The sequence below is a fragment of the Actinoplanes teichomyceticus ATCC 31121 genome, assembly GCF_003711105.1.
Classification (GTDB): Bacteria; Actinomycetota; Actinomycetes; order Mycobacteriales; family Micromonosporaceae; genus Actinoplanes; species Actinoplanes teichomyceticus.
Map to the genome: position 1 here is coordinate 5,780,207 of NZ_CP023865.1, position 23,602 is coordinate 5,803,808.

Annotated in this window: 23 protein-coding genes; 11 read left to right on the forward strand and 12 right to left on the reverse strand. The window is 71.6% G+C overall.

What is annotated here, in order from left to right:
* Positions 1–645 precede the first annotated feature (645 nt).
* The 4 genes from ACTEI_RS25315 (at position 646) to ACTEI_RS37360 (ending at position 4,709) form a co-directional block, all read left to right on the forward strand.
* Positions 646–2,613: a CRTAC1 family protein gene (locus ACTEI_RS25315; protein ID WP_122979945.1), complete on the forward strand. Its 1,968-nt coding sequence runs from the start codon at positions 646–648 to the stop codon at positions 2,611–2,613.
* Positions 2,610–3,575: an enediyne biosynthesis protein gene (locus ACTEI_RS25320; protein WP_122979946.1), complete on the forward strand. Its 966-nt coding sequence runs from the start codon at positions 2,610–2,612 to the stop codon at positions 3,573–3,575. Before ACTEI_RS25315 ends, ACTEI_RS25320 begins: the two co-directional genes overlap by 4 nt.
* Positions 3,576–3,642: 67 nt before the next feature.
* A complete protein-coding gene (locus tag ACTEI_RS37355; protein ID WP_164466098.1) occupies positions 3,643–4,209 on the forward strand; it encodes a hypothetical protein in 567 nt (188 codons plus the stop codon).
* Entirely contained in the window at positions 4,206–4,709 is a 504-nt protein-coding gene (locus ACTEI_RS37360; protein WP_164466100.1) for a copper resistance CopC family protein, read from the forward strand. Before ACTEI_RS37355 ends, ACTEI_RS37360 begins: the two co-directional genes overlap by 4 nt.
* Here the strand turns inward: ACTEI_RS37360 and ACTEI_RS25330 are convergent.
* From ACTEI_RS25330 to ACTEI_RS25340, 3 genes are read right to left on the reverse strand one after another with little or no spacing between them, the layout of a single operon-like run.
* Positions 4,701–5,942 (reverse strand): RNA polymerase sigma factor, encoded by a 1,242-nt coding sequence (locus ACTEI_RS25330; RefSeq protein ID WP_187645991.1) that lies wholly within the window; start codon positions 5,940–5,942, stop codon positions 4,701–4,703. The genes ACTEI_RS37360 and ACTEI_RS25330 overlap by 9 nt on opposite strands.
* A complete protein-coding gene (locus ACTEI_RS25335; RefSeq protein ID WP_122979947.1) occupies positions 5,930–6,301 on the reverse strand; it encodes a YciI family protein in 372 nt (123 codons plus the stop codon). The genes ACTEI_RS25330 and ACTEI_RS25335 overlap by 13 nt, the downstream gene beginning before the upstream one ends.
* Before the next feature lie 33 nt (positions 6,302–6,334).
* Positions 6,335–7,411: a TIGR03560 family F420-dependent LLM class oxidoreductase gene (locus ACTEI_RS25340; RefSeq protein ID WP_239082672.1), complete on the reverse strand. Its 1,077-nt coding sequence runs from the start codon at positions 7,409–7,411 to the stop codon at positions 6,335–6,337.
* A gap of 117 nt (positions 7,412–7,528) precedes the next feature.
* Between ACTEI_RS25340 and ACTEI_RS25345 the strand changes: the two genes are divergently transcribed.
* On the forward strand, positions 7,529–8,098 hold the full coding sequence (locus tag ACTEI_RS25345; RefSeq protein ID WP_122979948.1) for a dTDP-4-dehydrorhamnose 3,5-epimerase family protein: 570 nt from the start codon (positions 7,529–7,531) through the stop codon (positions 8,096–8,098).
* 120 nt (positions 8,099–8,218) lie between these two features.
* Positions 8,219–8,800, forward strand: a complete 582-nt coding sequence (locus tag ACTEI_RS25350) for a dihydrofolate reductase family protein (protein WP_122979949.1) — start codon at positions 8,219–8,221, stop codon at positions 8,798–8,800.
* Between the two features lie 42 nt (positions 8,801–8,842).
* On the opposite strand, the gene asnB is transcribed toward ACTEI_RS25350, so the two are convergent.
* The 5 genes from asnB to ACTEI_RS25375 are packed head-to-tail and all read right to left on the reverse strand — an operon-like array spanning position 8,843 to position 13,459.
* Positions 8,843–10,687 carry an asparagine synthase (glutamine-hydrolyzing) gene (gene asnB / locus ACTEI_RS25355; RefSeq protein ID WP_122979950.1) on the reverse strand — a complete coding sequence of 615 codons (1,845 nt, stop codon included), beginning with the start codon at positions 10,685–10,687 and terminating at the stop codon, positions 8,843–8,845.
* 31 nt (positions 10,688–10,718) lie between these two features.
* Entirely contained in the window at positions 10,719–11,600 is an 882-nt protein-coding gene (gene rfbA, locus ACTEI_RS25360; protein WP_122979951.1) for a glucose-1-phosphate thymidylyltransferase RfbA, read from the reverse strand.
* The gene (locus tag ACTEI_RS25365; RefSeq protein WP_122979952.1) at positions 11,597–11,773 is read right to left on the reverse strand and encodes a ferredoxin; all 177 of its coding nucleotides are present in this window, start codon (positions 11,771–11,773) and stop codon (positions 11,597–11,599) included. The genes rfbA and ACTEI_RS25365 overlap by 4 nt, the downstream gene beginning before the upstream one ends.
* The gene (locus ACTEI_RS25370; protein ID WP_122979953.1) at positions 11,770–12,969 is read right to left on the reverse strand and encodes a cytochrome P450; all 1,200 of its coding nucleotides are present in this window, start codon (positions 12,967–12,969) and stop codon (positions 11,770–11,772) included. Before ACTEI_RS25370 ends, ACTEI_RS25365 begins: the two co-directional genes overlap by 4 nt.
* The gene (locus ACTEI_RS25375) at positions 12,959–13,459 is read right to left on the reverse strand and encodes a pyridoxamine 5'-phosphate oxidase family protein (protein WP_122979954.1); all 501 of its coding nucleotides are present in this window, start codon (positions 13,457–13,459) and stop codon (positions 12,959–12,961) included. Before ACTEI_RS25375 ends, ACTEI_RS25370 begins: the two co-directional genes overlap by 11 nt.
* Positions 13,460–13,585: 126 nt before the next feature.
* Between ACTEI_RS25375 and ACTEI_RS25380 the strand changes: the two genes are divergently transcribed.
* Genes ACTEI_RS25380 through ACTEI_RS25390 form a run of 3 tightly spaced genes read left to right on the forward strand, consistent with a single transcriptional unit; the run spans position 13,586 to position 17,146 of the window.
* A complete protein-coding gene (locus ACTEI_RS25380; RefSeq protein ID WP_122979955.1) occupies positions 13,586–14,707 on the forward strand; it encodes a nucleotide disphospho-sugar-binding domain-containing protein in 1,122 nt (373 codons plus the stop codon).
* On the forward strand, positions 14,704–15,909 hold the full coding sequence (locus tag ACTEI_RS25385) for a cytochrome P450 (protein WP_122979956.1): 1,206 nt from the start codon (positions 14,704–14,706) through the stop codon (positions 15,907–15,909). Before ACTEI_RS25380 ends, ACTEI_RS25385 begins: the two co-directional genes overlap by 4 nt.
* A gap of 10 nt (positions 15,910–15,919) precedes the next feature.
* Entirely contained in the window at positions 15,920–17,146 is a 1,227-nt protein-coding gene (locus ACTEI_RS25390) for a serine hydrolase domain-containing protein (protein ID WP_122979957.1), read from the forward strand.
* A gap of 4 nt (positions 17,147–17,150) precedes the next feature.
* Here ACTEI_RS25390 and ACTEI_RS25395 read toward each other — a convergent pair whose 3' ends face one another.
* Positions 17,151–18,356, reverse strand: a complete 1,206-nt coding sequence (locus ACTEI_RS25395) for a nucleotide disphospho-sugar-binding domain-containing protein (RefSeq protein WP_122979958.1) — start codon at positions 18,354–18,356, stop codon at positions 17,151–17,153.
* A gap of 184 nt (positions 18,357–18,540) precedes the next feature.
* Here ACTEI_RS25395 and ACTEI_RS25400 point away from each other — a divergent pair, with 184 nt between their 5' ends.
* Complete coding sequence (locus ACTEI_RS25400) at positions 18,541–19,731, forward strand: nucleotide disphospho-sugar-binding domain-containing protein (protein ID WP_122979959.1); 1,191 nt, start codon at positions 18,541–18,543, stop codon at positions 19,729–19,731.
* Between the two features lie 390 nt (positions 19,732–20,121).
* Entirely contained in the window at positions 20,122–20,901 is a 780-nt protein-coding gene (locus ACTEI_RS25405) for a helix-turn-helix domain-containing protein (protein WP_122979960.1), read from the forward strand.
* Here the strand turns inward: ACTEI_RS25405 and ACTEI_RS25410 are convergent.
* The 3 genes from ACTEI_RS25410 to ACTEI_RS25420 all read right to left on the reverse strand — a co-directional run bounded on the left by ACTEI_RS25410 (position 20,880) and on the right by ACTEI_RS25420 (position 23,597).
* The gene (locus ACTEI_RS25410; RefSeq protein ID WP_164466102.1) at positions 20,880–21,518 is read right to left on the reverse strand and encodes a MerR family transcriptional regulator; all 639 of its coding nucleotides are present in this window, start codon (positions 21,516–21,518) and stop codon (positions 20,880–20,882) included. The genes ACTEI_RS25405 and ACTEI_RS25410 overlap by 22 nt on opposite strands.
* Positions 21,519–21,717: 199 nt before the next feature.
* Positions 21,718–23,076: a cytochrome P450 gene (locus ACTEI_RS25415; RefSeq protein ID WP_122979962.1), complete on the reverse strand. Its 1,359-nt coding sequence runs from the start codon at positions 23,074–23,076 to the stop codon at positions 21,718–21,720.
* The gene (locus ACTEI_RS25420; protein WP_122979963.1) at positions 23,073–23,597 is read right to left on the reverse strand and encodes a flavin reductase family protein; all 525 of its coding nucleotides are present in this window, start codon (positions 23,595–23,597) and stop codon (positions 23,073–23,075) included. Before ACTEI_RS25420 ends, ACTEI_RS25415 begins: the two co-directional genes overlap by 4 nt.
* Positions 23,598–23,602: the final 5 nt, after the last annotated feature.

The window sequence follows — 23,602 nt, forward strand, 5'->3', positions numbered from 1 at the left end:
CGCGCGACCGCGGCCCGTCGGCGCCGGGCCGTGAAGGTCGCCGACCGCGCTACGAGCACGGCAGCTCGCCGCCCCGCCGCCCCACGAGTGCGGCGCCGGCCTACGGCGCAGGAGTTTCCGTCGATGTCCTCGTGGCGTGGTAGCGCCGAATCTTCGCGCGCCCCGCTGGACCCTGATACCCCGTTGCGCGGCCGTCTCGTCGGTCACGTCGGGCCAGCCGGCGGCCGAGGTGTACCCGAAGCTGATCATCCGGCCACCGCAGCCGAGCGGCTCGAACACGGTCTCGGCGACAGCGCCGGCACCACCGTCCCGGCCACCCCGTTACCGGGGATCATCGGCGGCCGCGGACAAGGGCCCATCACGCTGACCAGCACCAATGCCATGACATGCGGGCGGACCGGCCGCGTCCGGCCGATGGTGCACGACGGTGGCCGCCTGCGAAGTCACGGCGGTGGAGGCGTTTGCCGGCGAGGTGAACGGCTCTCCGCGGCAGGCCTTCGCCGTATATTTCTTGTCACGTGCGCAGCTGCGACCGCGGCGGGCAACAGAGCACTCTGCCGTATGACGGGGGCACCCGCGCGCCGCGAGGATCACGGAGGTTGAGGGACGCCGATCGACGTCCCCGAATCTCCGAGGGGATGTGCGATGCCATCCAGATCCGCCGGTGGGCTGCGCCGGCTCGCTCCAGCCGCATTCGTCCTCGTACTCGTGTCGGCGCTGTTCCTCGGCGCCCGGCTTCCCGCCGCGTCCGCCGGGGACCGGGCCTCGATGGCGTCGCGGTTCGCGTTCACGCAGCTGCCCATCGCGCTGCCGCCGGGCTTGCCGATGCAGACGGTACGGCAGGTGAACCCGCAGTACGAGCACATCAAATCGTGGATCTCATCGGTCGGCGCCGCGGTGGCCGTCAACGACCTGGACGGGGCCGGCAAGGCCGACGATCTCTGCCTGGTGGACACCCGTACGGACCGCGCGGTCGTCACCCCGGCGCCGGGCGGAGCCGGACGCTACGCGCCGTTCGTGCTCGATCCGGCACCGCTGCCGACCAGCCCGACGATGGCGCCGATGGGCTGCGTACCCGGCGACTTCAACATGGACGGCTGGACGGACCTGATCGTGTACTACTGGGGACGTACCCCGGTGCTGTTCCTGAATGCCGGCGCGGGGGGCACGCTGAGCGCGACCTCCTTCCGGGCGACCGAGCTGATCCAGCAGGCGGACTCGCCGGACCACGTCTATCGCGGGGCGCTGTGGAACACCAACGCGGTGGCCGTGGCGGACTTCGACGGCGACGGGCGCCCCGATGTCGGGGTGTTCAACTACTTCCCGGACACCCAGGTGCTCGACCCGCAGGGGCACCCGAACGTGCAGATGAACCACTCGATGTCGAATGCCACCAACGCGGGCGGGGCGCACGTGCTGCGCTGGACCTCGGCCACCGCCGACTCCGTGGTGTTCACCGAGCAGCCCGCGATCGACCCGGCTGTGGCGACCGGCTGGACACTGGGCTCGGCGTCCGTGGACCTCGACGGTGACCTGCTGCCGGAGTTGTACCTGGCCAACGATTTCGGCCGGGACCGGTTCTTCCACAACGTCTCGGCGCCCGGCCGGATCCGGTTCGCGCTGGCCGAGGGCAAACGCGGGCCGCTGGACCCGAAGTCGCTGGTGCTCGGGCACGACTCGTTCAAGAGCATGTCGATCGACTTCGCCGACCTGCGCGGCACCGGCCGCTTCGACGCGTTCGTCAGCAATATCACCACCTCGTGGGGGCTGGAGGAGAGCAACTTCTTCTGGCGCAACACCGCCGCCGATGCCGCGAGCGCGCGGGACCAGTTGCGGCGCGGGGTCGCACCGTACGACAACAGCGCCGCCGGGCGAAACATCGCGTGGACGGGCTGGGGCTGGGACACCAAGGCCGCGGACTTCGACAACAACGGCCTGCCCGAGATCGTGCAGGCGGCCGGGTTCGTGGCCGGCGACACCAACCGGTTCGCCTGGCTGCAGGAACTGGCCGCCGCGAACGATCTGCTGCTGGCGAACCCGGCGATGTGGCCGAACGCCGAGCCGGGCGACGACCTTGCCGGTGACCAACCGCTGGCGTTCTGGGCCAAGGAGGATCACGTCGATCGCTACGTCGACCTGTCCGGGCCGCTCGGGCTCGGCGATCCCACGCCCAGCCGGGGCATCGCCGTGGCCGACGTCGACGGTGACGGCAGCCAGGACTTCGCGGTGGCCCGCCAATGGGGTGCACCGCAGTTCTTCCGCAACGGCCACCGGGCCGACTCCGACTTCCTCGGGCTGCGGCTCTACCGCCCGGTGCCGTCCGGCGCCACCAGACCCGGCCCCGTCGGCACGCCCTCGTACGGCGCCCAGGTGCGCATCACCACCGCCGACGGCAAGGTGCAGACGGCCCAGCTCGACGGCGGTGGCGGGCACTCCGGCAAGCGCAGCTTCGACCTCTTCTTCGGGCTCGGCGGCAACGGATCCGCCCCGGTCAGCGCCGAGCTCAGCTGGCGTGACCTCGGCGGCGCCACCCACACCCAGCGGCTGAACCTGAGCACCGGCTGGCACTCGCTCATCCTCGACTCCCAGGCACAGGAGGTGGCCTCGCGATGACCGCGGTCGTCACACCCCATCCGATCCCGGAACCCGGCACCGTCGCGCCGCGGTACGCCACCACCACCGAACGCGTCGACGCCACCGATCCGCGCTACAAGGCGCTGCGCAACTTCGCCATCTCGATGAGCGTGTTCAACATCCTCGGCTACACCCTGCTCGGCTTCGAGCAGCCGTGGACGTGGCCGTTCTTCGCCCTCGCCGTCGGGTACGCCACCGAGATCACCGTCGAGCTGATCGCCGCGTGGGCGCAGCGCCGCCGGCCTGCGTTCCGCGGCCACGGCGCCTGGGGCGTGTACACGTTCCTGCTGCCCACGCACATCACCGCGCTGGCCGCGAACATGCTGCTGTACGCCAACGACACGTTCTGGCCGATCGCGTTCGCCGTGGTCGTCGCGGTGGGCCAGAAGGCGGTGCTGCAGGCGCCCATCAAGGGCCGGATGCGGCACTTCATGAACCCGTCGAACCTGGGCATCACCGTCACGCTGCTGGTTTTCTCGTGGGTCAACGTCGCACCGCCGTACCACTTCACCGAGGACGTGCCGGACGTCATCCGGATCATGGTGCCGATCATCATCATCACCGCGGGGACGGTGCTCAACGCCGCGCTGACCAAGAAGGTCGGCCTGATCATGGGCTGGATGGGGGCTTTCATCATCCAGGCGGTGGTGCGCCACTTCGTGTTCGACGTGGCGTTGTGGGCCGCGCTGGGCACCATGACCGGCGTCGCGTTCGTGCTGTTCACCAACTACATGATCACCGACCCCGGCACGACGCCGAGCGCGTTCAAGCACCAGTTCATGTTCGGCGCTAGCGTCGGCGCGGTGTACGGCGTGCTCATCGCGTTCAACATCGTCTACACGCTGTTCTTCGCGGTCACCCTGGTCTGCCTGGTGCGCGGGCTCTACTGGTGGGCCCGCTGGTTCCGCGAAGGCCGGCAGCAGCCCGTCTCCCCCGCCTGACCATCCCTGGGACGCCGCCGCCGTGCCGCGGCGGCGTGCCCGCCCCACCCTTCGCGAGGAGCACCGCATGACCACGTACGACGCGGCCCCGCCCCGCCGCCTGCCCTGGTTGAACACCACGCATCACCGCACCGCGCTGACCCTGTTCATGATCGTGGTCATCGCGCACTGGGCCGAGCACCTCGCCCAGGCCTACCAGCTGTGGGTGCTCGGCTGGGCCCCGCCGCAGGCGCGCGGCGTGCTGGGTCTGCCGTTCCCCTGGCTGATCAAGTCCGAGTGGCTGCACTACGGCTACGCCATCGTCATGCTGATCGGCCTGTTCCTGCTGCGCCCCGGCTTCACCGGCCGTGCCCGGACGTGGTGGACGGTGGCGCTCGGCATCCAGTTCTGGCACCACATCGAGCACCTGCTGTTGCTGGTGCAGGCCCAGACCGGGCACTTCCTGTTCGGCCGGGCCGTGCCCACCAGCATTCTGCAGATGGTGGCGCCGCGGGTGGAGCTGCACCTGTTCTACAACACCGTCGTGTTCCTGCCCATGGTGGTCGCCATGGTGCTGCACCTGCGTCCGAACGAGACCGAGGCCCGCGCGGCCGGCTGCGGCTGTGCCCGCCCGGCCGCGTTGCCGGGCCGGTGAACCGGGTCAAGGCGCTGGCGGTGCTGGCGGTCACCGTCGTGCTCGCCCTGTTCCTGTGGCGCCCGGCGCACACCTCCCCGCGTCTGAGCAGCGTGTCCCCCGCCGACGGCGTCCGGCTCGACGACCCGCCCGCCGAGGTGGTGCTGACGTTCTCCGGCCGCCCCGAGACCAGTCTGGTGCACATCGTGGTGACCGGCGCCGACGGTACGACCATGCCTCAGCAACAGCCGCGGGTGAGCGGTGACCGGATCGTCGCGCCGCTGACGGCGATCGGCGCCGGCGCCTACCGGGTCGCGTACCACGTGGAATTGAGCGACGGATCGCAGATCGCCGGGGACATCGGGTTCGCCGTCGGCGCCGGTGCGGCGGCGCCCGCGGCCGGGCATGCGCACCTGAGCAAGGATCCGCTGAGCCTGGTGCTGGTCGTGCTGGATGTGGTGCTGGCCGTCGTGCTGGTGGTGGTCATGCTCCGGCGCCGCCCGGCCGGCCGGTCACGGTAGCGGGCGGTCCAGCCGCTGCCGGGCGGCGGTGAGGTGGTCACGCATGGCCCGGTCGGTGGTCAGGGAGATCGCTTTGCCGTACGCCTCCCGGGCCGCCTCCACCTGCCCCGCCGCGGCCAGCAGGTGGGCCCGGGTCGCCCAGGCCGGCTGGAAGCGCCGCGCCGCCGTGCCGTCCAGGGCGTCGAGCAGAGCCAGCCCGGCGTGCGGGCCGTCGGTGTGTTCCAGCACCGCGGCGAGCGACACGGTGGCGCCGAGCGTGGGGGCGACGTCGAGCAGGCCCCGATGCAGCACCTTCAGCGCCGCCCAGTCGGTGACGCTGGTGCTGCGCCGGGCGCAGTGCGCCGACTGGATGGCCGCCTCCAGCTGGAACCGGCCGATGCGGGCGTGCCGGTGCGCCCGGTGCAGGTAACGCTCCCCGCGGTCGATCAGCTCGCCGTGCCACGCCTGCGGGTCCTGGTCGGCGAGTGCGATGAACGAGCCGTCGCCGGTGGTCTGCGCCGCGCTGCGGGCCGACGACAGGCAGATCAGCGCCGCAAGGCCGAGCGTCTCGGGTTCGCTGGGCAGCAGCTCGGCGAGCGTCTCGGCCAGGAACAGCGCCTCCGCGGCGAGCAGCCGGCGTTCGGTGGCCGCGGCGATGCCGTGCCAGTCGATGGCGTACGCGGCGTACACCGCTTCCAGCACTGCGGTGAGCCGGGCCGGCATGGCCGAACGGTCCGGGATGACGAACGGGATGCCGGCGTCGCGGATGCGCTGCTTGGCGCGGACCAGCCGTTGCAGCATGGTCGCGGCCGGCACGGCGAAGGCCCGCGCGATGTCCTTGGCGGTGACGCCCAGCACGGTCTGCAGCATCAGCGGGGTCCGGATGGTGGCGCCGATCGCCGGGTGCGAGCACACGAACATCAGGGCCAGGCGCTGGTCCGGGATCTCCACCGGGTCGGCGTCGGGGGCGGCGTGCAGCTCGGCGACCTGTTCGAGCGCGACGCTGGTGCGGTGGGCGGCGGAGCGGTACCGGTCGCGCTGGCGGTTGCGGGCCACCGTCAGCAGCCACGCCTCGGGATGATCTGGTACGCCGGTGCGCGGCCAGTGGATCAGGGCCTGCTCGAACGCCTCGGACAGGGCGTCCTCGGCGCCGGCGATGTCCCCGCTGCGCGCGGCGAGCAGCGCCAGCAGCCGCCCGTAGCCGGTGCGGGCGACAGCCTCCGCCCGCACCGACGCGGCGGTCATCTCACCCATGCGCCGTCGAGGAAGGCCGCGGCGGTCGGCCGGATCTCGATCGTGCCGTACTGCGCGCCCGGGCACTGCTCGGCCCAGGCCAGCGCGGCGTCCAGGTCGTCGACGTCGATCACGAACACCCCGGCCAGCGCCTCCTTGGTGTCGGCGAACGGGCCGTCCTGCACCTGCAGCGAGCCGGTGCGCATGCTCACGGTGGTGGTCGAGGAACTGGGGTGCAGCACGTCCGCCGAGCGCAGCACACCGGCGGCCTCCAGCGAGACGGCGTACGACTGGTACGCCTGTCGGAACGAGCTCATCTCCTCCTCGGAGATCTCCCCCGCGGCCGGTTCGGGGGCGGTGAGCAGCAGGCAGTAACGCACGGTGTCCTCCTTGACGCGATGGCGGCTTCCCCATCATGACGAATCGCGGGCGCCGGAGACGACACCGCCGCTCACCGCCGGAATCACCTCGCGGCTGAACAGCTCCACTCCGGAACGGTCGTGGGCGATGCCGGGGAAGTACACCATGGCGTACGCCAACCCGAGCGCGCGCATCCGCAGCAGCCGCTCGGCCACCTGCTCGGCCGTGCCCACCAGCAGCCCCGAGGCGTAGTCGCGGCAGATCCGCTCGGCCTGCTCGGCGCCCACCAGCCGCTCGTAGCGGGCGCGCAACCGGCGCAGCGTGTCACGGACCTCGGCCGTGGTCTCGCCGATCACCACCTTGTAGCTGGCGGAGCGCCGGATCGTGGCGAAGTCGCGTCCCACGTCGCGGCAGTGCCCGGCCAGGACCGCCGATTTGTGCCGGAAGCCGTCGGGATCGCCGGTGAAGTTCGTGTACGTGGCATGGCGCGCGGCCAGCCGCAGGGTCACCTTCTCGCCACCCCCGGCGATCCACATCGGGATGCCGCCGCGTTGCAGCGGCAGCGGGCGGCACACGGCCCCGCTGACCCGGTGATAGCGTCCGTCGAGCGTGGCCCTGCCCTCGGTCCACAGCCGGTGCAGGATCTCGACGCTCTCGCGCAGCCGGCCGAGTCGCTCGCCCAGCGGCGGGAAGTCGTAGCCGTACGCGCGCCACTCCGCCTCGTACCAGCCGGCGCCGAGCCCGACGTCGACGCGGCCACCGGAGATCACGTCGGTGGTCGCCGCGATCTTGGCGAGCAGGGCGGGGTTGCGAAAGCCCGCGCAGGTGCACATCTGCCCGAGGCGGATACGGGCCGTCGTGGCCGCCAGCGCTGCCATCAACGCCCACACCTCGTACGTCGCCTCGTCGGTGGCCACCGGCAGGGTGTGCAGGTGATCGACCAGCCAGAGGGAGTCCCACGGCCCCCGCTCGGCCAGCCGGGCCACGTCGAGCATCGCGGTCCAGTGCGCGGCGGTGTCGATGCCGGCCAGCTCCATCCGGGAGCCCTGCGGCACGAACAGCCCGAACTGCATGGCCGGGCCGGTCGGGGCCGCAACGGGCGGGGCGGCCAGGGTGATGGGGCTGGTCATGGGCTTATTGCAGCACCGGCGCGGGGCCCGGAACGTCTCCCAATGTGCCGTCCGCATTCGTGCTCAGCTGCGCCGCCGAGGCTGCCGCGGCGCTACTCACCCGGACACAGTAAAGGTATGCGAACAACCTCCTCGATTCCGCTGCGGGCCGAGCCCACCGCCATACCCGGCCTGCTGATGCTCACCATGCGGCAGGCCGTCGACGCGCGCGGTACCGTCCGCGAGTTCTTCCGCGCGTCTGCGCTGGCCGAGATCGGCGGACCTGCCGGCCCGTGGCAGCAGATCACGCTGACCAGCACCGCGCCGGGGGTGATCCGCGGGCTGCACGGTGAGCAGGTCACCAAGCTGGTCACGGTGGCTTCCGGAACGGCGTTCGGGGTGTACGTCGACGCGCGGCCCGGCTCGGTGGCGCGCGGCAAGGTGGTCACCGTCGAGCTGCGCCCGGGCACCCAGGTGCTCGTCCCGCCCGGGGTGTGCAGCGGCCTGCAGGCGACAGGCGGCGAAGCGGCCGAGTACCTGTACGCCGCCGACCGCGAGTGGCAGCCGGGGCAGCCGCACATCGGCGTGCACCCGCTCGACCCGGCCCTTGGGGTGAGCTGGCCGATCCCGGTCGCGGCGGACGACACGACCCGGTTGTCGGTCCGGGACGCCGCGCAGCCCACGCTGGCCGAGGCTCTGGCGGGCTGACGCCGTACGGGTGAACGGGTTCATGGATTTTTCCGGGGTGTCGTTTTCGCGGGGCCCTGGTTCGTCTGTCTGCCGGGACGGCACTCCGCCGGCCCCGCTGAACGAGAGGAAGAACTGCCGATGCGACGCGTGACCGTGCTCAACAACGTGAGCCTGGACGGCGTGATGCAGGCCCCCGGGCGGCCCGACGAGGACCGCCGGGGCGGGTTCGACCGCGGTGGCTGGGCGACCGGCTACGAGGACGAGGTGAAGGGCCGCACGCTCGGGCAGGGCATGGCCACCGGCGGTGCGCTGCTGCTCGGGCGGCGTACCTACGAGGATTTCTATCAGGTGTGGCACGGCCGGACGGACAACCCGTTCACCGAGGTGCTGGACAAGCTGCAGAAGTACGTGGCGTCGCGCACGCTCGCCGAGCCGCTGCCGTGGCAGAACTCGACGCTGCTGGAGGGTGACGCCGCGGACGCCGTGGCGGCGCTGAAGCGGACCGACGGCCCGGACCTGCTGATCATGGGCAGCGGCGAGCTGGTGCAGAGCCTGCGCGAGCGGGCGCTGATCGACGAGTACATGCTGCTGATCCACCCGCTGCTGCTGGGCACCGGGCGGCGGCAGTTCCCCGACGGTGTGCCCGCCGACCTCAAGTTGGTGGGCGAAACGGTGGTCACCACCACGGGCGTGATCATCGCGCGGTACCAGCCCGCCTGATCCGGTACGGCCCGGCGGCTGGTGCGCCGCCGGGCCCGCCGTTCACCAACGCAGGCTGAGGTCGTACCGGGAAAGCCAGGAATTGAGCTGCACCGCCATCTCCATGCTCGCGCGCAGCACCGAGATCGACACCTCGCCGACCGGACGCCGCAGCTGCTCCCGGGCGGCATCCACGTTGAGCAACGCCAGTACCGGCGCCTGCGGATCGGCGAGCATCGCGGCGAACTCGGCGCGCAACGTGTGCTCATATGCCGGGTCTTGCACCGTCGGATAGACCACCTTGCGCCGCTGCAGGACGCTGTCCGGCAGCAGCTCGCGGCCCGCGGCGCGCAGCAGGCTCTTCTCGTGCCCGTCGAACGTCTTCATCGCCCACGGCACGTTGAACGCGTACTCGACCAGCCGGTGGTCGCAGAACGGTACGCGCACCTCCAGCCCGACCGCCATGCTCATCCGGTCCTTGCGGTCGAGCATGGCCTGCAGGAAACGTGTGAGGTGCACGTAGCTCACGGCCCGCATGCGCTGGTCGAAGCCGGTCTCGCCGGCCAGTCGCGGCGCTTCGGCGAGGGCCTCGGCGTAGCGCTCCCGCCGGTAGCCGCTCAGGTCGAGCCGTTTGAGCAGACCCTCGTCGAGCAGGCCGCTGAGGGCGTGCTCGTTGTGCAGGAACGCCAGCCACGGGAAGGTGTCCGCCTGCACCGCCTCGGGGTGGAACATCCACGGGTAGCCGCCGAAGATCTCGTCCGCGGACTCCCCCGACAACGCCACGGTCGAGTGCTGCCGGATCGCCCGGAACAGCAGGTAGAGCGAGGTGTTGAAGTCACCCGAGCCGTTCGGGACGTCGGTGGCGCGCAGCACCGCGGCCCGCGCGTGGGCGTCGGTGAGTTCGGCGGTGTCCAGCACGATGTCGCGGTGCTCGGTGCCGGCATGCCGGGCGAGGTCGTGGGCGAACGGCAGGTCACGGGTCTCGGCGATGAGGTTGGGGGTGAACATCTCGCCGTACCCGGTGAAGTCGACGGTGAACGAGCGCAGCGGGCCGTCTCCTCGCTCGTGCAGCGCGCGGGCGGCGAAGGCGGTGACCACGCTGGAGTCGAGGCCGCCGGAGAGCTGGGCGCACAGCGGCACGTCGGAGACGGTCTGCCGGCGCACCGAGTCGTCGACCAGGTCACGCACCGTGCGTACCGTGGTGTCCAGGTCGTCGCTGTGCTCGCGCGCCTCGAGAGCCCAGTAGCGGCGGCGGGTCAGGCCGGTACGGCCGACGCGGACGAGATGACCCGGACGGACCTCGTGCACGTCGCGGTAGACGCTACGTTCCGGGGTCTTCGCCATCGCCAGCAGTTCGCGCAGCCCGTCCTCGTCGACGGCGCGCGACGCGTCCGGGTGCGCGAGGATCGCCTTGGGCTCCGAGCCGAACAGCACCCCGTGCGGCAGACGCTGGTAGTACAACGGTTTGACGCCCAGCCGGTCGCGGACGAGCAGCAGTTCCTGACGGCGCACGTCCCAGACGGCGAAGGCGTACATGCCGTTGAGCCGGTGCACGAACTCCTCGCCCCACTGCACGTACGCGCGCAGCACCACCTCCGTGTCGCTGCGGGTACGGAAACGGTGCCCGTATCCTTGCAGCTCGGTGCGCAGCTCGGTGAAGTTGTAGACCTCACCGCTGTAGCTGATCACCGCGAGCGCATGACCGTCCTCGTCCACGGTCATCGGCTGGCGACCGCCGGCCACGTCGATGACCGCGAGGCGCCGATGGCCCAGCGCCACCGGGCCGTCGAGCACCAGGCCCTCGGCGTCCGGCCCGCGGCAGCTCATGGTGTCGGTCATGGCCTGGGCGATCGCGCGCCGCCCGGCCGGGGCCCGGTCGAAGTCGAGCCAGCCGGTGATGCCGCACATCAGAACTCCTTGTCGTCGCGGGTACGTGGGCTCATGAGTCGGCGCCGAGCTCGCGGGCTATCTCCATGACATAGCGGCCGTACGCCGATCCGGACTGTTCGACGCCCAGGCGGTAGCAGTCGTCGGCACCGATGAATCCCATCCGCAGCGCCGTTTCCTCCAGGCAGGCGATGCGCACACCCTGGCGTTCCTCGATCGTGCGTACGTACTGGCTGGCCTGCATGAGGGCTTCGGGGGTCCCGGCATCCAGCCAGGCGTACCCGCGGCCGAGATCGATCAGCTTCGCCCGGCCGTCGGCGAGGTACTGCTGATTGAGGTCGGTGATCTCCAACTCGCCGCGCGCGGAGGGACGCAGCGCGGCGGCGCGGGCGACCACGTCGGCGTCGTAGAAGTACAGCCCGGTGACAGCGCGGTTGGAGTGCGGCCGTAGCGGCTTCTCCTCCAGGGACACCAGCCGGCCCTGCTCGTCGAGCACGCCGACGCCGTAGCGTTCGGGGTCGCTGACCGGGTAGCCGAACAGGGTGCAACCGTCCACGGCAGCGACCTCGTCGCGCAGGAGCTTGGAGAACACCGAGCCGTGAAAGATGTTGTCGCCCAGGATCAGCGCGCATGGCTCGGCGCCGATGTGGTCCGCGCCGATCACCAGCGCCTCGGCGACGCCGCGCGGCACGTCCTGCGCCGCGTACGTGATCTCAACGCCCAGGTGGCTGCCGTCGCCGAGCAACCGGCGGAAGTGCGGCAGGTCGATGGACTTGCCGATGAGCAGGATGTCGCGGATACCGGCGAGCAGCAGCACGGACAGCGGGTAGTAGATCATCGGTTTGTCACCGACCGGCAGCAGCTGTTTGGAGACCGGGATGGTGATCGGGTGCAGCCGGGTACCGGAGCCGCCGGCGAGCACGATGCCCTTCACCGCAGCGCCCCGGACGGGCACAGCCGGATCGCGAGGGCGGCCACATCCTCGGGTGGTTCCGGCAGGTCGGCGGCGCGCGCGAGCACCCGGCCGTCGTCGTCCTGGTCGAAGTAGCGCGGCGCGGTGAGCACGCACAGCGCCGCGCCGATGCAGCGGTCGCGGTCCACGATCATGGCTGTCCCCAGGTGAGCGGGAGCCGGTCGACGCCGTACACGCTGGCGTCGGTGCGAAACGGCAGGCCGGTGATCGGCTCGGCGAGACGCAGGCTCGGAATGCGGGTCATCAGGGTGCGCAGCACCACGTCGAGTTCGAGGCGGGCGAGGTTCTGCCCGAGGCATTGGTGTGCGCCGTAGCCGAACGCGACGTGGTGCCGGGCGCCGCGCCCGGTGTCCAGGGTGGCCGCGTCGCCGAAGGCCACCGGGTCATGATTGGCCGCGGCGAAGCCGAGCAGCAGGCCCGCGCCGGCCGGGATCGTCGTGCCGGCCACCGCCACGTCCGCGGTGACCACCCGCGGCATGGTGTCCACGATCGCCAGGTGGCGCAGCAGTTCCTCGACCACCGCGGGGGTACGCTCCGGCTCCGCGCGGAGCAGGGCGAGCTGATCGGGGTGTTCGAGCAGGTCGGCGACGCCCAGCGCGATCATGCTGGCGGTGCTCTCGAACCCGGCGATCAGCAGCAGCATGGCCAGCCCGGCCAGCGTGTCGTGATCCACGGTGCCGGCGAGGCGGCCCAGCAGGTCGTCCGGCCGGTCCGTCTCCTTGGTGGTGACCAGGTCGTCGAGGTAGTCGCGCAGCTCCTGGCCGGCCTGGCGGCGCTGGGCCGGGTCGACGCCGCGGCGCACCTGCACGGCGGCGCGTTCCTGGAAGAATTCACGGTCGGCGTAGGGCACGCCGAGCAGCTCGCAGATGACCATGGCGGTGACCGGCAGCGCGACGGCGGTGACGAGGTCCGCCGGGCGGGGGCCGGCCAGCATCGCGGTGATGTGCTGGTCGGTGATCTCCTGAACGCGCGGGCGCAGGGCGCGCATGCGGCGCAGCGTGAACTCGGGGATCAGGACCCGGCGGCGCACCGCGTGCTCGGCGCCGTCGAGTCCGATCAGGGAGCGGCCGACGGCGGCGATGGCGGCGCGCCCGGCCGGGGTCACGGGTTCGGTCAGCGGCAGGTTCGGGTGCCCGCGGTCGGCGCTGACACGCGGGTCGGTGGCCAGCCGGCGCACGTCGTCGTAGCGGGTGACCAGCCAGGCCGGTTCCCCGCCGGGCAGCTCGACGGGCGCGACCGGGCGCTGTTCGCGCAACACCGCGTGCTCGGCGGGCGGGGCGAACGGGCAGGTCCGCGCGATCGGGTAGGCGAGGGGTTCGTCAGCGGCCACGGCGACTGAATTCCTCGTCGTTGCGCCCGCCGCTGAAGCGGGTGGTGAAGTCGAGCACGCCGACCCAGGTGGGGCGCACCGCAATGCGGACCATGCGGACGCCGGGCCGGTTCACCTCGGCGATGCGTCTGGCGCCGAACTCCGGGCCGCCGTAGCGCTGGTTGGCGAGCACGAACTCCGGCGCCACCCCGTCGACGTCGGTGAGCGTCGCCGTACCGCGGATCATCAGGATCTCGGGCGGGTGCACGCTGGTGTCGATGGTGATCGCCACGTCCGGGCGCTCGCGCAGCGCCGGGATCTTCAGCGCGCCGGCGAACGAGGCGAACACCACCTCGGTGCCGTTGAAGTGGAACATCATGGGCAGCACGCGCGGTTTGCCGTCCCGGCCGGTGTACGCCAGCCGGGCCAGCTCCTTGGAGGTGAGCAGCCGCTGCGCCACCTCGGTCTGCAGCAGTCGCACGTCGCCCTGGGCAAGTGCCGGTGCGGTCACGGGGCATCTCCCTGCAGTCGCGGTAAGAGAGCTCCAATGTGCTGGCCGCCCGTCTGCGCGGGCCACTCTGAGAATGCGGCAATGCAGGAGTCGCCCGGCTCGGCGTACGGGCAATAGGAACGGGGCATGAGATTTTTGTTCATGCCGTTACCGGCGGTCGGCCACGCCTTCCCGATGGTGCCGCTGGCGTGGGCCTTGCGAAACGCCGGGCACGAGGTCACGTTCCTCACCGGCTTCGACGGGGCCGACGTCCGCAACGCCGGTTTCCCGGTGGTCGATGCGATGCCGGCGGAGCAGACGAAGAACGACGGTTTCCCGAGGATCGTCGGGGAGAATCCGGCGCTGTTCCGGTCGATGGCGCATCTGAGCGACGAGGAGATCCGGGCGCTGAAGCCGGCCGTGGTGAAGCTGTGGGACGGCGAGCACGACGCGTTCGTGGCGCACGCCGAGCGGCTGGAACCGGACCTGATCTTCTTCGACCCGGTGTTCAACGCGGGTCTGGCTGCCGCGGCGGTGCTGCAGGTGCCGGCGATCGGGCACAACTACATGCTCAAGAGGTACGCGCCGGAGTTCGTCCGCGAGCACGCCCCGCGCGCGTTCGAGCGGCACGGTGTGGACCTGCCGAAGAAGCTCGCGCTGCTCGACATCGGGCCGCCGCCGCTGATGGAGGACGGACCGAGCACCTGGCATGCGCGCTATGTGCCGTACAACGGTGGCGGTCTGTTGCCGGACTGGCTGCTGGACCCGCCGTCGCGGCCCCGCGTGGCGATCTCGCTGGGTACGCCTCTGCCGCACCGGACCGGCACCGAGCGCTTCACCCACGTGCTCGACGCCGTACGCGAGGTGGACGCGGACTTCGCGCTGACCGTCAGCGAGAGCACCGCCGCCACGCTGGGCCCGCTCCCGGACAACGTGCGCATCACCGGCTGGCTACCGCTGTACGAGCTGGTGCGCACCTGCACCGCGGTGATCCACCACGGGGGCAGCGGCACGATGTTCAGCGCGAACGCCGCCGGCCTGCCGCAGTTGATCATCCCGCAGGGCGCTGACAACGACTTCAACGCGCGCGCCGCCGAGCGGTACGGGTTCGCGCTGGTCGGCTCGGTGGGCACGGTGGACGCCGCATTGATCGGGCGCCTGCTCACCGACGACGGCCTGCGCACGGCGGCTCAGCGGTTGCGCGACGAGATGCAGGCGCTGCCCACGCCGGCTGATCTGGTGCCCGCCATCACCGAGTTCGCGTCATGAAGCCGCTGGCGTTCCCGTTCCCGCCCGGCGAGTCGCGCTACGAACCCTCGCCGGTGTTCGCAAGGCTGCGCGAGGAGCGGCCGGTCGCCCCGGTCACCACTCCGGACGGCATGTCGGCGTGGCTGGTCACCCGGTACGCCGATGTGCGCCGGGTGCTGACCGACCCGCGGTTCAGCCGGGCCGCGGCCACGCGGGGCAACGTGCCGCTCAACGGGCTGGGGCGGCTGTCGAACGAGTCGCTGCTGGCGCTGGACCCGCCGCAGCACACCCGCCAGCGCAAGCTCATCGGCCGGGCGCTGACACCACGGCGGGTGGAGTTGCTGCGGCCGCGGGTGACCCGGCTGGTCGACGAGTTGCTGGGTGCGCTTGCGCGCGCGCCGCAGCCCGCTGACCTGGTGTCCGGGTTCACCGTGCCGCTGCCGGTCCTGGTGATCTGCGAGCTGCTGGGCGTACCGGTGGCCGACCGGCACCGGCTGCACGCGTGGTCCGACGAGGTCATGGGCGACTGGGGCGCCCGCGCCGAGGAACTCGACCGAGCGCTGGCGGATTTCATGGCCTACTTCGCCGAGCTGTGCGCCGCGAAACGCCGTTCCCCCGGCGATGACCTGATCACCGAGCTGGTCGCGGCGCGCGATGACGACGACGGCACGCTCTCGGACAGCGAGCTGATGAACCTGTGCGTGGGGTTGTTCGTCGCCGGGCACGAGACCACCGTCGGCGAGCTGAACATGTTCGTGCTGACGCTGCTGCACCACGGCGAGTGGGAGCGGCTGCGCGCCGAGCCGGAGCTGATTCCCGGCGCGGTCGACGAGTTGCTGCGCTTCGTGCAGATCAGTGCTGCCGGGGGCACGCTGCCGCGGGTCACCACGGAGGCGGTGGAGCTGGGCGGCGTGACGTTGCCGGCCGGGGCGGTCGTGCTGACCGCGACGCCGTCGGCCAACCGCGACGCCGATCGGTTCCCCGATGCCGATCGGCTGGACCTGACCCGCTCCGACGTCGCTCACCTCACGTTCGGTGCGGGCGCCCATCACTGTCTCGGTGCGGTGCTGGCGCGCATGGAGTTGCAGGAGGCGCTGTACGGGTTGATGCGGCACGCGCCCGATCTGCGGCCGGCTGTGCCCGAATCAGACCTGTCGTTCAAACGCGGCATGATGATCCGCTCGCTGGAGAGCCTGCCCGTCACGTTCACACCGGCTTCCTGAAGGAGATTCGATGAATCGGCGACAGTTACTGCTGAGCGCGTCGGGTGTGGCCGGCACGGTGTTGCTCGGTGCACCTGCCGCGGCGGCCCCGGCCGGTCCGGATCTGACCGGGCTGGTGGAAGACCTGCACACCGCGGGGATTCCGGGTGTGCACGCGCGAGTCGAGCGTGGTGGCCGCGGGTACGCCCCGGCGGCAGGTGTCGCCGATCTGCGCACCGGGAGGGCGGCGCGGCCCGGTCTGCGGCACCGGGTCGGCGGGGTCACGAAAAGCTTCGTGGCGGTCACGGTGCTGCACCTGGTGGGCGAGCGGCGGGTGGATCTGGACCAACCGGTGTCGCGCTATCTGCCGGGCGTGGTGCCGGGTGATCGGGGACGCCGGACCACGGTACGGATGCTGCTCAACCACACCAGCGGGATCGCCGACCACGCCCGTACGGCTCTTGACCCGGCCGGCGACGAGCGGGTGCTGTTCGCCACCCGCGCCAGCATCGCCGCGACGGCGACGCGCCGGTTCACGCCGCCGCAGTTGGTGGCGAGAGGGCTGGGGATGGCGCCGGTGGGCGAACCGGGGGCGCTGTGGTCGTACTCGAACACGAACTATGTCCTGCTTGCCATGCTGATCGAACGGGTCACCGGGAGGTCCTACGAGGCGGAGGTGACCCGGCGGGTGCTGCGGCCGCTGGGGCTGAACGCCACCACACTGCCCGGAGGCCGGCGGGCGTTGCCGGGCGCGCACATGGCGGCGTACGTACCGTGGGATGACGGGCGCCCGCGCGACTTCACCCGCTACGACATGTCGTGGGCGTGGGGCGGCGCGGACCTGATCTCCACTCCCGGGGATGTCAACCGGTTCTACCGGTTGCTGCTGGGCGGGCGGGTGCTGCCGGCGGCACTGTTGCGGGAGATGATGACGACCGTGCCGATGGCCGCGGCGTACCCGGAATATGCCGGCTATGGGCTGGGCATCTTCTGGCTTGCCGGGACGTGCGGGCGGATGTGGGGGCACGACGGGCTGGCGGTCGGGCACAGCACCTATTCGGGGCACGCGGAGGACGGGCACTCGGTGCAGTTCACCCTCGCCGAGAACGCCAACTTCTTTCCGCTCGGCGATCCGCGGGTCGCCGCCATCGACGCCGCCCGCACGGCGTTCGAGGGCGCTGTGTTCGACGGCTGCGGCGCCCCTGCCCGGCTCGGCCGCTGGTGGCCGCACCGGGTCCGGGACGCCTTCCTGCACTAGGTCGTTATGCGGGGACCCGGGCGATGTCGGCGAGCAGGTCGACCGCCCGGGTCAGCGGCATTTCGCGGGCGGCGCCGGCGCTGAGCCGGGCCGCCGCGTCGCGCATCTGCGGGTCGGACACGGCCTGCTGGACCGCTGCGCGGATGTCCGCCGGGTCGAGCGAGCCGAAGTCCAGGTGGATCCCGGCGCCGGTCTTGGCGAGCAGTGCCGCGTTGGCGGGCTGGTCGCCGAGCATCGGGATGGTCACCTGCGGCACGCCCAGGCTCGAGGAGGTCAGCAGCGAGCTGGCGCCGGCGTGGTGCACGATCGCCGCGCAGGTGGGCAGCACCAGGTCGTACGGCACCTGGTCGATCAGCCGCACGTTCGCCGGGAAGTCGGTCGCGTTCGTGGCGTCGGCGGCCTCGCGGGTGAGGACGACCTCGATGTCGAGGTCGCTCAGGGCGCCGAGCACGGTCGTCAGGTAGGAGCGGGCGGCGCCCAGGAACGGCATGTTGGACGTGCTGCGGCTGACCAGCACGCGGGGACGGGTCGGCTGCTCGGACAGCCACGGCGGGATGTCGCCGGTGCCGTTGTAGGCCACGCCGCGCACGCTGACCCGGCCGGTCAGCCCGGGCAGCTGCAGGCCCGGGGGGAACGGGTCGACGGTGCACGCCGCGGTGTCGGTTTCGGTGCGGGCGCCGTACGAGCGGTAGAGCTCCAGCAGCTCCTCGGGCCACTCCGCGCGGGTCTGTCCCTCGGCGAAGCCGCCCATGCTGTAGCCGGCCTTCGTCCAGTCCGGACTCCACAGGTGCCGGATCAGCGGCACGCCGAGCACGTCGGCGAGCAGCGGGCCGGCGTAGAACATCGGGTCCGTGACGACCAGGTGCGGGCGCCACGCCTCGCCGAACGCGACCAGTTCCGGCGCGCAGGCCTGCGCGGAGCGGATCCAGGGCAGCCCGAAGCGGCCCTGCGGCGCCCCGCTGATCGCGCCGACGCGCCCGCCGGGACGCATGGACTGCGGGTTGGCTTTGAGGAACGTCATGATGTCGGCGATCAGGTCGTGAGACGCGCCGACGACGGCCACGGGCAGGCCGGCCTGCACGACGGCGTCGCGGACGGCGGGCTGCGCGGCGAAGCGCACCTCGTGCCCGGCGGCCCGGGCCGCCCAGGCGAGGCTGACCATGGCGTTCACGTGCGGGGTGGATGCCAGCGGGGTGAAGAGAATGCGCACATCGCCTCCTGGGCTGCGGCAAAAAGTCCGGTCTGCCGTCATCCTCGCGAGCGGCGTGCGGGCCCGGCATCTTCGTGTGTGCGTTCGCGGCCGGCGAGTGGCAAGAGAGCGGTCCGGAAGATGCACGGCGGGTGCGGCAGCGGCGAGGCTGGCGGGCAATGGCAGTCGAGGACGAGGAGTTGCGATGCGTGTGTTGTTCCTGCCCCTGGCCATCCCGAGCCATGCCTTCCTGATGACGCCGCTGGCCTGGGCGTTCCGGTCGGCCGGGCACGACGTGCGGGTGGCCAGCCAGCGCCGGGTGCTGCCGGCGATCACTCAGGCCGGGTTGCCCGCGGTGGAGGTCGGCGGGGACAGCGACTTCCAGAGCGAGGCGGTGGGCTTCCTCCGGCAACGCCCGCAGCAGCTGCATCACGCCGACGGCCGCGGGGCGCCCGGGGCGGGACCGACCGAGCCGTGGATCCGCACCGCCGAGGCGTGCGCCGCGGACCTGGTCGCCCTGGGCGAGGCGTGGCTGCCCGATCTGGTGGTCGCCGATTCCATGGTGTACGCCGGTCCGCTGCTCGCCGAGGTGCTCAAGGTGCCGTTCGTGCGGTTCTCCTGGGGGCCGGACTGGCCGAAGACGGGGCTGGGCATGGGTGGGCGGCACGTGGACGATCACGAACCGGTGCGCTGGCCGCAGCGGCTGCTCGAGCTGTACCGCCGGTACGGTGCGCGGGCCGAGCAGGACACTGCGGCGGTCACGATCGACCCGTTCCCGGCCGCGCTGCAGATCCCCGGGCTGGCCGGGCGGCTGAGCGTGCGGCCGGTGCCGTACAACGGCTCGGGCACGGTGCCGGGATGGCTGGCCGAGCCGCCGCGCCGCCCGCGGATCTGTGTCACCTGGGGCACCAACACCACCGTGTACATGGGCGATCGCGGCTTTCTCGTGCCGACCATCCTGGACGGGCTCGCCGGGCTGAACGCCGAGATCGTGCTCGCGCTGTCGCAGGGCGACCGCGACCGGCTCGGTGAGCTGCCGGCGGGCGCTCGGGTGGTGAGTGGGCTGCCGCTGGATCAGTTGCTGCCGACCTGTTCGGCGATGGTGAGCCAGGGTGGCGCCGCGGGGCTGATCACCGCGGCGGTGCTGGGCGTACCGCAGATCGCCGTGCCGATGATGGCTGATCAGCCGACGAATGCGCGGCTGCTGGCCGAGTCGGGGGCCGGGATCGCCCTGCAGCCGGACCGGCTGGATGCCGCCGCCGTGCGCGCGGCCGCCCAGCAGCTGCTGACCGGCTCCGGGCCGCGCGCGGCGGCCGAGCGGTTGAGCCGGGAGATCGAGCAACTCCCGGCACCGTCCGCCGTGGTCGATCGGCTTACCGCGCTCGCCCGGGCGTAGCCGGGTCTTTTCTTCACCCTTGCTCTCCTTGCCCGGCCGCCGGACCCGGGGCCGATTCGGACGAACGGCAACATTGCCAGGAAACCGACGCCCGGCAATGGCGGCCCGGCTCGGGTACACGCAGTTCACCAACGTCATCCCATTAGCGGATAGCCGTTGTTTCTTTCCGAGAACCGGTAGTCGATAGTGCCACTAGCCATTGGGGTGCATCATCGTCACCCTTTGCCGATCCTCACGCTCCGGGTTAAGATCGATACATCGAAATGCTTTCATCGCTTTCGGTTCCCGACCGATGACGAGTCCTCCCATTCTTCGCCATTTGTTTGAGCGCGCCATTGTCAGCAATGGCGGCGATCATTCGCGAACGCTTGCACATTCAGGGAGTTTCACGTGGAGAACACCGCCGAGAAAGCCGTCGAGCGAGCTATCCTGACGATGCACGACAACCTGGGCGAGCCGTTGACCATTGATGACATGGCACGCGCGGCCATGTTCAGCAAATTCCACTTCTCGCGCATCTTCCGTCGGGTCACCGGCATCTCCCCGGGCCGTTTCCTGTCGGCGCTGCGGCTGCAGGAGGCCAAGCGGCTGCTGACCTCGACCAGCCTCAACGTGGCGGACATCAGCCTGCGGGTCGGCTACAACAGCGTCGGCACCTTCAGCTCGCGGTTCACCCGCAGCGTGGGCATGCCCCCGACGACGTACCGGCGGCTGGGCGGCTTCGACGGCGACATCCCCCGCGACGCCAGCCGGGACCGGGCGACCGGTTCGGTGCAGGGGCGGGTGCGTGCGACCGGACCGGTCCCGCTCGGCCTGGTGTTCCTCGGGCTGTTCCCGGATCCGCTGCCGGAGGGTCTGCCGGTGCGGTGCACGATCCTCAACGGCACCGGGTCGTTCCGGCTCGACGACGTGCCGGAGGGCACCTGGTACCTGATGTCGCAGTCGGTGGCCGGTGGCGACGCGCCGGCGGTGGACGCCGCGCTCAGCTTGGATCACGAGGTGCACGTGGCGACGAGTCAGCCGCTGACCGTGCGCCGCGAGCAGCTGGTGCAGGGCGCCGACCTGACGCTCAGCCCGATGCGCACCATCGACCCGCCGGTGCTGCTCGCGCTGTTCAACGCCCGGGTGGACGCCTTGCACCGGGGCAGCTACGACGCCTTGGCAGCCTGAGGCTTGGCGGCTGGAGGATCGTTGAGCATCCGGTGCTCGCTGGCCAGCAGGCGCATCGACTCGAACGCGACGCCCAGCAGCACCGTGCGCGCCACCGCGGCCTCGGCGGTCGGGGCGGGCAGCCTCACCGGCTCGGCCGCGATCATCCGCTCGGCCGCCTCGGCGTAGGGACGGAACACCTCGGCGTCGCAGGCGATGCCGAGACGATGCAGCGCCGCGAGCACCTGGGTCAGCGCGCTGCGGCCCGGGGAGTCGGCGTCCACCGACCAGCCGAGGCGGTCGACGAAGTCGTCGACGATCACCCGCGCGCGATCCACGCCGGCGCCCCGCTCGTCGGAGGCGTCCGGGAACAGCGCCCAGATCGTGGCACGGCAGCGCTCCCCCGGCACCATGCCGGTGCTGTCCAGGGCCTCCAGGATGCGCTGCACGGCGGCCAGGCTCAGCCGGCCCGGTCCGGTGAGGATCCGGATCAGCCGCAGCCGGGTCACGTGCTCCTCGCCGTACTCCGCCTGGTTGCGGGCGGTCGGCCGGCCTGCCGCGAGCAGCCCCGCGCGGATGTAGAACTTGATGGTCGGCACCGGCACACCACTGATCTCAGCTAGTGTAGAGATGCGCATCCCGCGTCCTCCGTCCGGACGGCCAGCAGGACCGCCCATCTCACCTTATGAACACGAAGCGCAATTTGATCATCACGCTTCGTCGATCTTAGGTGATCAAGAAGGCATCGGCAGTCGCCCTAAAGGTCAGCCGGAACCTACCGACCGGCGGTCCCACCCCCCTCACGTTCCATGATCACAGGGGTGGTGTAAAGGCTTCTCAGCGCACAGGCTGCACCAGCACCGGCAGACCGCCGCGGATGCGCAACGACAGCATCGGCTCGGGCACGACCCGGTGCCCCGGCCGGGTGCTCAGACGCAGGTCACGGCAGACTGCCGCGACGACGAACACCGCCTCCATCAGGCCCAGCTGGTTGCCCACGCAGAACCGCGGGCCCGCACCGAACGGCAGGTAGACGTAACGCGAGAGCTGCGCGCGGGCCTCGGGCGCGAACCGCTGGGGATCGAAGCGATCCGGGTCCCGCCACAGCGCCGGGTGCCGATGCAGGGTGTACGGACAGATCAGCACGTCGGCGCCGGCCGGCACCCGGTAGCCGCCGATCACGTCCGGGGCCTGCGCCTTGCGCGAGAGCATCCACACCGGCGGGTACAACCGCATCGCCTCGGCGACCACCATGGACGTGTACGTCAGCCGCGCCAGGTCCTCGTACTCCGGCGCCCGGTCGTCGAGCACCTCGCGGGCCTCCGCGGCGACCCGGTCACGGACCTCGGGATGCCGGTCCAGCAGATGCAACGTCCAGCCCAGCGTGCTCGCGGTGGTCTCGTGGCCGGCCAGCAGCAGCGTGACGAGTTCGTCGCGGATGCGCCGTCGCCCGGCCTGCGGATCGCCGAGGTCCTCATAGGCGCGGATCAGCCGAGACAGCGCGTCCTCGCCGTCACGCCACCCACCACGCATCCGTCGTTCGGCGACCAGCCGGCCGACGACCGCGTCCAGGTCCCGCCGGGCCCGCCGGAAGCGCCGCTGGCGAGGCAGGGGCAAGGCGTGCGGCACGGTGCCCAGCGACGCCATCTCGAACATCGCCTGGTCCTGCATGGCCTCGAAGGAGTGCCCGAGCGAGGTGAACCCGCTCAGATCGACGTCGAGCAGGGTACGGCCCAGCACGCCCAGGGTCAGCGCGGTCAGCTCCGGCACGACGTCGACGGGGCCCCGGCCGGCGTACGCGCGCAGCCGCTCGACCAGCAGCATCGCCTCCGCCGCCACCGCCGGGGCCTGCTCGGCGACGCGGCGGGCGCGGAACACCGGCTTGATCACCGCTCGCTGGTCGCGCCACAGCCGGCCCTCGCTGGTCAGCAGCCCGTCGCCGAGCGCCCGGCGGGCCTGCGCGAGCCCGATGCCCTTGTGGTAGTTCTCGCTGTTGTCGGCGAGCACGTGCTTGGCGTGCTCGGGATGGTTGAAGAAGTACAGGCCGCGGCGCCCGGGGGCCAGGCGCACCGCGTCGCCGTAGGACGCTGCCGAGGACATCAGGCCGAGCCGGTCGCGGCCCAGCTTCCACAGCACGCCGAGCAGCGCCGGGCCGCTCGGTCCCGGGGGCACGGCGGTGCGCGCCACGGCCGTCATCGCGTCACCTCGGCCGCGAGCACCTGGCGGAACCGGCCGTCGAGGAACAGCAGCGGGTCGTCGCCGTCGGCACGACGCATCGACAGCAGCTCACCGACCACGATGCTGTGGTCGCCGCCGTCGTACATGTGCCGCAGCACGCACTCGAAGCCCGCCAGCGCGCCGCCGATCAGCGGCGCGCCGGTGGCCGGTCCCGCCTCGCAGGCGATGCCGTCGAACTCGGCGAGGCCCAGCGGCCGGCGCCGGTCGGCGAAGTGCCGGGCCACCTGGTGCTGACCGGCGGCGAGCACCGAGACGGCGAAGCTGCCGGCGTCGAGGACCCGCTGGTGCATCACCGCCGTACGGTCCACGCACACCAGCACCAGCGGCGGGTCCAGCGACACCGAGGTGAACGAGTTCGCCGTCATCCCGTGCGGCCGGGAACCGCCGACGGTCAGCACCGTCACCCCGGTGGCGAACGCCGCGAACGTACGGCGCAAAGCCCGGAGATCCGCAGAAGCTGTTCTCAGTTGTCCGTCCATGGCAG